General features: G+C 66.9%; 6 protein-coding genes. 4 read left to right on the forward strand and 2 right to left on the reverse strand.

Annotation, left to right across the window (positions count from 1 at the left end):
- Positions 1-797 (forward strand): DUF429 domain-containing protein (locus AC2VOU_RS15055; protein ID WP_486958106.1); only part of this gene is annotated, 797 nt, incomplete at its 5' end.
- A gap of 8 nt (positions 798-805) precedes the next feature.
- Here AC2VOU_RS15055 and AC2VOU_RS15060 read toward each other — a convergent pair.
- The gene (locus AC2VOU_RS15060; RefSeq protein WP_486958111.1) at positions 806-1435 is read right to left on the reverse strand and encodes a TetR/AcrR family transcriptional regulator; all 630 of its coding nucleotides are present in this window, start codon (positions 1433-1435) and stop codon (positions 806-808) included.
- A 183-nt stretch (positions 1436-1618) separates the two neighbouring features.
- Here AC2VOU_RS15060 and AC2VOU_RS15065 point away from each other — a divergent pair, with 183 nt between their 5' ends.
- Positions 1619-2536, forward strand: coding sequence for an alpha/beta hydrolase (locus AC2VOU_RS15065; RefSeq protein ID WP_486958107.1), 918 nt, complete (start codon positions 1619-1621; stop codon positions 2534-2536).
- Positions 2537-2638: 102 nt separating this feature from the next.
- The gene (locus AC2VOU_RS15070) at positions 2639-3334 is read left to right on the forward strand and encodes a TetR/AcrR family transcriptional regulator (protein ID WP_486958108.1); all 696 of its coding nucleotides are present in this window, start codon (positions 2639-2641) and stop codon (positions 3332-3334) included.
- Here AC2VOU_RS15070 and AC2VOU_RS15075 read toward each other — a convergent pair.
- Positions 3331-4506, reverse strand: coding sequence for a thiolase family protein (locus AC2VOU_RS15075; RefSeq protein WP_486958109.1), 1176 nt, complete (start codon positions 4504-4506; stop codon positions 3331-3333). The genes AC2VOU_RS15070 and AC2VOU_RS15075 overlap by 4 nt on opposite strands.
- Positions 4507-4635: 129 nt before the next feature.
- Here AC2VOU_RS15075 and AC2VOU_RS15080 point away from each other — a divergent pair, with 129 nt between their 5' ends.
- Entirely contained in the window at positions 4636-6216 is a 1581-nt protein-coding gene (locus tag AC2VOU_RS15080) for a gamma-glutamyltransferase family protein (RefSeq protein ID WP_486958110.1), read from the forward strand.
- Positions 6217-6328: the final 112 nt, after the last annotated feature.

The following is a 6328-nucleotide window of genomic DNA, read 5'->3' on the forward strand; positions in this document are numbered from 1 at the left end:
TTAACGGCGCGACGATCGGGCACAGTGACCTCATGCACTTTATCGGGCTCGATCTCGCCTGGGGTGAAAGGAACAACACCGGCGTCGCAGTCCTCGACGCCCAAGGACGGCTGCTGCAGGTCAGCGCCGCGCACGACGATGCCAGCATCGCGACGGCGATCGAGCCCTACGTCAGCGACGCCTGTCTGGTCGCCATCGACGCGCCGCTGGTGGTCCGCAATCCGTCCGGGTCACGGCCGTGCGAGGCGGCCCTCAACCGCGACTTCCGCCGTTTCGAGGCGGGCGCGCATCCGGCCAACACCACGAACCCGGCGCTCACCCATCCGCGTGCCGCGCGCATCGCGACCGCGCTGACGCTCGACATGAATCCGGCGTCCACCTCGCCGCGGCGGGCCATCGAGGTCTACCCGCATCCGGCGACCATCGCACTGTTCGGTCTGGCGAAGACCCTGAAATACAAGAGGGGGTCGTTCGCAACGCGTCAGCGCGAGCTGCTGCGTTTGATGACGCTGATCGAGGGTCTCGACACGGCCACCCCCGGGCTGCGGGTGAACTACCACCTGTCGTGGGTGGAACTGCGCAAACGCGTCGAAGCCGCGACCCGGCCGGCGCAACTCGACCGCGACGAGGATCCCGTCGACGCCGTGCTGTGCGCCTACGTCGGGCTGTACTCATACCAGCGGCCCGCCGACGTGACCATCTACGGCGACTACGCGAGCGGCTACATCGTGACGCCGACCTTGCCCGAGCGCGCTGCGCCAACGGCTCAACGGCCCGCGGGGCGCGTGAAAGGATAGTGGGACAATCAGATATCCACAGGTCGACGGTCGAATGGCGCCACCGAATCGATGACATCAATCACCGTTGATCGCGCCGCGGCCCGCGGGTCCTGACGGTCATCGACCAATGCCGAGACCACCGCGCCGTCGACGGTGCAGATCAACGCCGACACGACTTCCGGGCGCGCCGAGCGTCCCGACCGTTCGATCACTTCGGCGACCGCATCGACCCGCTGACGCATGTTGCGGCGCTGAATTTCGCGCAGGCTGGGCAGGCGGGCACAGGCGATGTGCCGTTCGTAGCGGGATATCAGTTGCTCGGTCAGTTGTGGCTCGGATCGGCCTCCGACAAGCAGGTCGACCAGCAAATCGGCGGTCTTGTCGGCGTTGCGGCGGCGACGGGACAGCGGTGCCACCTGCGCCCGCAACTGTGCCACCTCCAGCATCCCGATATGGGCTACCGCACTGGCGATCAGGTCGTCGAGGCTGGAGAAGTAGTACGTGGTTGATGCCAGCGGCAGTCCCGCGCGCCGGGCCACGGCGCGGTGCCGCACCGCCTCGAAGCCACCCTCGCGCAGCAATTCGGCGGCCGCGTTGACCAGCGCGTACCGCCGGCGCTCACCCTTGGGTGTGACGGCTCCTTTGGGGGCTGCCACAGCCTTCGGCGCGGCCGGGACGACCTGGGGGGCGGCGACGGCTGCCCGGGGAACGACGTCCCCGTCTGGAGCCACTGCTGCTGTCACCTAGGTCATGGTGCCAGCCAAAATGGCGCCGCATCGGGCTTTCCAAAGAAACCATCGTCGGTCGTTCGGCGGACCGCGGACGCCCAGGGGCGCTTTATGAGGGCGCGCATGCCGGAGATGAGCCGCCGCGCCGTGCTGCGTCTGGGCGCGGGAGCAGCGACCGGGGCACTCGGCGCCTACTCGCTCGATCGGCTGCTGCCCGCCCGCGCGGCGCTGGCCACACCCGTGACGATGGCCGGTACCGGGATTCCACTTGCGCCCCGCCCGCCGCTGGCGCCCCGCCCGCCACTCGATACTCCAGCGGCCCCCACGATGGTGACCGGCTCGTTTGTGTCAGCCGCGCGCGGTGGCGTCGCCACCAACTGGTCGATCGCCCGACCGCCAGGGCAGACCAAACCGCTACGACCGGTGATCGCACTGCACGGCAAGGGCAGTAACGCGGCCACGGTGATGGCGGGCGGCGTCGAGCAGGGCCTGGCGCAGGCGGTGGGCGCCGGTCTGCCACCCTTTGCTGTCGTCGCTGTCGATGGTGGCGGAAGTTATTGGCACAAAAGAGCTTCCGGCGAAGACAGTGGCGCAATGGTGTTGGACGAACTCATCCCGATGCTGGGCGGGCAGGGACTGGACACATCGCGAGTCGGCTTCCTGGGGTGGTCGATGGGCGGCTACGGCGCACTGCTGCTCGGTGGCCGGCTCGGGCCGGGCCGGACCGCTGCCATCTGTGCGGTGAGCCCGGCGCTATGGATGTCCCCGGGCGCGGCCGCACCGGGCGCCTTCGACGGGCCCGGCGACTTTGCGGCCGACTCGGTCTTCGGCATGCCGGCGCTGGCCTCCATTCCGGTCAGAGTGGACTGCGGAGACAGCGATCCGTTTTACAGCGCGACCAAACAATTCGTCGCGCAACTGCCCCATCCGCCGGCCGGCGGCTTCTCCCCCGGCGGCCACGACGCGTCGTTCTGGAGCTCACAACTGCCCGCGGAACTGACCTGGATGGCGCCGCTGCTCACCGCCTGACGGTTCCCACCAAGCCAACTGCGTGCAGTACCAGAAGCTTTACCATATTTGTTACGATAACGCGCCGTAGATGATGGCCGCAGTACCTGGAGGTGATCCGAATTGGCGAGGCAGGCCGCCGCGGACAAGCGACAACGGCGTGAACGCGGATCAATCAGCGTCGATGAAATCGTCAACGGCGCGTTCGACGTCGCCGGTGAAGTATCTGTCGACGGACTGAGCATGCCTCTGCTGGCCAAGCATCTCGATGTCGGGGTCACGAGCATCTACTGGTACTTCCGAAAAAAAGACGATCTGCTCGACGCGATGACCGACCGCGCGCTGGGACAGTACGACTTCGCTACACCATTCGTCGGGGGCCACGACTGGCGAACCTCGTTGCACGATCACGCCCATAACATGCGTCGGACGTTTCGCGACAACCCCATCCTGTGCGATCTGATCCTGATCCGCGGCTCTTTCGGGCGCGAGGCGACACTGGCGGCCTTCGAGAAACTCGAGAAGGCGATCGCCGCCTTGGTGGAGGCGGGTCTGTCGCCGGAGGACGCCTTCGACACCTACGCCAGCATCTCCGTGCACACCCGGGGCGCGGCGGTTCTGGAGCGGCTGCAGGACAAATCTGGCAGCGCCGAAACCTACCGTCGCACTGAACGTTCGGTCATCGACCCGCAGACCATGCCGCTGATCGCCCAGCTGACACAGCAGGGCCACCGCATCGGTGTCGCCGACGACATCAACTTCGAGTACGGCCTGAACTGCATTCTCGATCACGCCGGCCGGCTGATCGAAGCGCGCTAGACCTCGATCACGACCGCGCCCCCCTGGCCGCCGCCGGCGCACATCGCCGCCACACCGATTCCTCCTCCGCGACGGCCCAACTCGTACACCAGTGTGGTCAGCATCCGGGCGCCGCTGGCCGCGATCGGGTGGCCCAGGCTGCATCCGCTGCCGTAGATGTTGACCCGGTCTTCGTCGAGGCCGTATTCGCGGCACGCGGCGATCGGCACCGACGCGAACGCCTCGTTGATCTCCCACAACGTGACGTCGCCGGGCGCCAGGCCGGCCCGGTCCAGCACCTTGCCGATCACCTTCACCGCGCCAAGACCGGTGTCCCGCGGGTCGACAGCGGCCGAGGCCCACGCCTTGACCGAGCCCCGCACGTTGAGCCCGTGGGCGGTGGCGAAATCCTCGTCGGCCAGCGTCAGCGCGGCGGCCGCGTCGTTGGTCCCGCTGCTGTTGCCCGCGGTGATCGAGAAGCCCTCGATCTCCGGGTGCAGCACCTTCAGCGAAGCGAGCTTCTCGAGACTTGTCTCGCGACGCGGGTGCTCGTCGACGCTGAACTCGATCAGCGCGTCGTCGAGGCCCTTGATCTTGAGTGGGACGATCTCGTCGACGAAGGCACCGCTGTCGATGGCTCCGACGGCACGCTGATGTGAACGGAACGCCCAGGCGTCCATTTCCTCGCGACTGATCCCGACGGCCTGCGCGGTGTTCCACCCGACGGTGATCGACATGTCGCGGCCCGGCGCATCGGGCGTCTCGACGTGGGTCGGCGGAATCCAGCGCTCCTCGAATTCCAGGGTCGGACCGGGGATGCGCCAGTTCATCACCGGGGTCATCGACAGCGACTGCACGCCACCGCCGACCACGACCTTCTCGGCTCCGGAACCGATCTGCGCGGCCGCATTAGCGACCGCGGTGAGGCTACCCGCGCAGTGCCGGTTGACGGCCTGCCCCGGTACGTTTGACATGCCCGAGGCGCATGCCGCGTAGCGCGCCATATCGCCTCCGCCGTAATGCGATTCGGCGAAAATCACATCGTCGATGTCGGACACCTCGACGCCGGAGCGGCGGACGACCTCCTGCAGGATCGTGGTCGCCAGTAGCTCCGGCGTGGTGTTGACCAGCGAACCCTTGAACGACGTCGCGATGGCGGTCCGGACTGCACTGACGATGACGGGCTTGGGCATGAGATCGACCTTCGGTTCGGCTGCGTGCGGGTTTACAAAAAAGACTTAAAGCGTAAATCGTATCAGCTACCGTTGCATCGACGATATTGACTGGTTGCTGACGTCGCATTGCGCTGCAAGACTGAGTCGGTGCAGCCGTTCGGATGGGAACTTCCGTACGCCTGGCCACGCAAGCCGGTGTTGGCGGCCGACGTCGTGTGTACGTCGCAACCTCTCGCCGCGCAGGCGGGTCTTCGGATGCTCGCAAGCGGCGGCAGCGCGGTCGATGCGGCGATCGCCACCGCGATCGCGTTGACGGTGGTCGAACCGGTGTCCAACGGAATCGGATCGGACGCCTTCGCCATCGTGTGGGACGGTCGTGACCTGCACGGGTTGAACGCGTCCGGCCGCTCCCCGGCGGCGTGGACGCCGGAGTACTTCGGCGGTAAGGGTGTTCCACTGCTCGGGTGGAACTCGGTCACCGTCCCCGGTGCCGTTTCGGCCTGGGTCGAGTTGCATGCCAAGTTCGGCAAGCTGCCGTTCGAGCGGCTGTTCGAGCCGGCAATCGCATACGCCCGCAACGGCTTTCTCCTCTCGCCGACAATCGCCGACCAGTGGGCAACCCAGGCCCCGATGTTCGAGTCGCAACCCGGATTCGCCGAGACCTTCATGCCCGGCGGGCGAGCACCGCGGCCAGGTGAACTGGTTACGTTGCCCGACCACGCCGACACGCTCGAAGCGATCGCTGCAACCCGCGGCGAGACGTTCTACCGCGGCGAACTCGCGTCCAGGCTCGAAGCCCACTCGACCGCGAACGGCGGGGCGATGCTGGCCGACGACCTCGCCGCCCATCGCGCCGACTGGGTCGGCACCATCGCCGGCGATTACCGCGGCTACACCGTGCACGAGATCCCACCCAACGGCCAGGGCATCGTTGCGTTGATCGCGCTCGGCATCCTCGAACACTTCGACATGGCCTCGCTGCCCGTTGATTCCGCCGCCAGCGTGCATCTACAGATCGAAGCGGTGAAACTCGCTTTCGGCGACGCGCAAGCCTATGTCGCAGACGTCGACTCCATGACGGTGTGCCCGGAGAGCCTGCTCGACAAGGACTATCTGGGCGAGCGCGCCGCGCTGATCGACCCGGACCGGGCCACGCCGCTGTCAGCTGGGACGCCGCGCGGAGGCACGGTCTATCTCACCGCCGCAGATTCCTCCGGCGTCATGGTCTCGATGATCCAGTCCAACTACCTGGGATTCGGCTCCGGCGTGGTGGTGCCCGGCACCGGCATCGCATTGCAGAATCGCGGCTCGACTTTTACCGCGCAACAAGGACATCCGAACCAGGTGGGACCGAATAAACGCCCGTACCACACCATCATCCCGGGTTTTCTGAGCAAGGACGGCGCCCCACTGATGAGCTTCGGGGTGATGGGCGGCCCGATGCAGCCGCAAGGCCATCTGCAGGTGGTAGCACGCATCGTCGATCACGGCCAGAACCCGCAGGCCGCGTGTGACGGTCCGCGATTCCGCTGGGCGGATGGCCTGCAGGTGTGCTGCGAGCCGGGCTTTGCGCCCGCGACCTTGGCCGGCCTGCAACAGCGCGGCCACCAGTTGAGCACTACCGGGGACTACAACCAGTTCGGTAGTTGTCAGGCGATCTGGCGACTCGACGACGGCTATCTGGGAGTTAGCGATCCACGCCGCGACGGCATGGCCGCCGGTTTCTGATGTCGTTGCTCTTCGCCTGGTTCACTACGGCTTGCCGGGCGGGTCGGGGTCGTCGTGGAGGAGTTTTTCAGATGGCGTCGAGGCCGGTGGCCATTCCCGCGTGGGGTTGGAC

It is taken from the genome of Mycobacterium sp. TH-M25 (assembly GCF_057473665.1).